A 354-nucleotide genomic window follows, 5' to 3' on the forward strand; every position below is an offset into this window, starting at 1 on the left:
CGATGTCCTACTCTCACATGGGGAAGCCCCACACTACCATCGGCGCTATTGTGTTTCACTTCTGAGTTCGGCATGGAATCAGGTGGGTCCACAATGCTATGGTCGCCAAGCAAATTTTGCTTTTACTTTCAGCTTTTTTAAAAACTGAAGGCAAAATAATCTGGAAAGCTATTAAAAGTGTTGTCTCATCAAACTCATTCAAGCGTTTGTATCTTTGAGTCCATCAAAACCCCTTGGGTGTTGTATGGTTAAGCCTCACGGGCAATTAGTACAGGTTAGCTCAACGCCTCACAGCGCTTACACACCCTGCCTATCAACGTTCTAGTCTTGAACAACCCTTTAGGACACTTAAAG

General features: G+C 44.1%; 2 rRNA genes. Both read right to left on the bottom strand.

Going from position 1 to position 354, the window contains the following annotated elements:
• Positions 1 to 110, bottom strand: a 5S ribosomal RNA gene (gene rrf, locus BCT81_RS09100); the annotation flags it as partial.
• Between the two features lie 134 nt (positions 111 to 244).
• Positions 245 to 354, bottom strand: a 23S ribosomal RNA gene (locus BCT81_RS09105); the annotation flags it as partial.

This window comes from Vibrio sp. 10N.261.52.A1 (assembly GCF_002876325.1).
Classification (GTDB): domain Bacteria; phylum Pseudomonadota; class Gammaproteobacteria; order Enterobacterales; family Vibrionaceae; genus Vibrio; species Vibrio chagasii.